This is a genomic window from Methylobacterium sp. WL12, assembly GCF_008039475.1.
Classification (GTDB): domain Bacteria; phylum Pseudomonadota; class Alphaproteobacteria; order Rhizobiales; family Beijerinckiaceae; genus Methylobacterium; species Methylobacterium cerastii.
Window position 1 is genome coordinate 1 of sequence record NZ_VRUW01000210.1, and the last position, 1332, is coordinate 1332.

Annotated in this window: 1 protein-coding gene; it reads left to right on the top strand. The window is 67.0% G+C overall.

Features of this window, described 5'->3' with window-relative positions; all coding sequences use genetic code 11:
- Window positions 1-77: 77 nt before the first annotated feature.
- A complete protein-coding gene (locus tag FV226_RS27530) occupies window positions 78-1181 on the top strand; it encodes an IS5 family transposase (protein ID WP_147754820.1) in 1104 nt (367 codons plus the stop codon).
- Window positions 1182-1332: the final 151 nt, after the last annotated feature.

Consider the following 1332-nt stretch of genomic DNA (forward strand, 5'->3'; position numbering starts at 1 on the left):
CAGGCTGCTGCAGAAGTCGCTGGCAGGCTTGTGGCGGAGATGATTCACTCTGTTAGAGGCAGGGGTGGGATCAGGCGATGCGCGGGCGCGGAGATCGGTCGGAGAACCTGTTCAGCTACGTCCGCCTGGAGGAACGCGTACCGGCCGATCATCCTCTGCGTCCGATCCGGGCGCTGGCGGACGAGGTTCTGGCCGGGCTGAGCGACCGCTTCGAGGGCCTGTACTCAGGACTGGGCCGCCCCTCGATCCCGCCTGAGATGCTGCTGCGTGCCACGCTGCTGCAAGCCTTCTTCTCGGTGCGCTCTGAGCGGATGCTGATGGAGCAGATCGATTACAATCTGCTGTTTCGCTGGTTCGTGGGGTTGGAGATCGATGCCGCGATCTGGCACCCGACGGTGTTCACGCACAACCGTGATCGGCTGCTGGAAGCGGACGTCGCCCGCGCCTTCCTGTCGGGGCTGCTGGCGCTCAAGCCGGTCAAGCGGCTGTTGTCGAGCGACCACTTCTCGGTCGACGGCACGATGATCGAGGCATGGGCCTCGATGAAGAGCTTCCGCCCCAAGGACGGTTCGGGCGAACCGCCAGGACCGGGCCGCAACGGCGAGCGCGACTTCCGCCGCGAGAAGCGCTCGAACGAGACCCACGCCTCGACCACCGACCCGGACGCCCGGCTCTACCGCAAGGCGGACGGTCAGGAGAGCCGGCTGTGCTACCTCGGGCATGCGCTGATGGAGAACCGCAACGGCCTGGTGGTGGACGCGGCTCTCACCCACGCCACCGGCACGGCCGAGCGCGAGGCCGCCCTGGCCATGCTCGATCGCCTGCCCCGTCGGCACCGGATCACGCTGGGCGCGGACAAGCTCTTCGATGTGGAAGCCTTCGTCGGCGATCTGCGGGCGCGGCAGGTGACGCCGCACATCGCGATCAACGGGGCAGTGTCCAAGACCGGCAAGGTGCGCAAGACCGCCCTCGACGGCCGCACCACCCGGCACGCCGGCTACGCGATCAGCCTGCGGTCTCGCAAGCGGATCGAGGAGGTCTTCGGCTGGATCAAGGCCCAGGCCGGGTTCGCCAAGGTGAAGGTCCGATCCCTGCCCAAGGTCGAGGCGGTCTTCACTTTCGCAGCCATCGCCTACAACCTCGTGCGCTTACCGAGGCTTCTGGCCGGAGCAGGCGCATGAGGGGCGACCCGAGCCGGGCGCAGACGCGGCCCGTAACCCGGGCTCCCATCGAAGAGGCAGAATCCAGCCTCTCGGACGTCGGCCAATCCGTGGCAAACACCGATAACGATCCAAACCGAGCGTAACACCAGACTTCTGCAGCAGCCTGCTA

What these genes read in the sequence shown, in the direction of transcription:
- FV226_RS27530 (WP_147754820.1), top strand. Translation starts at nt 78, where the DNA reads ATGCGCGGGCGCGGAGATCGGTCGGAGAACCTGTTCAGCTACGTCCGC.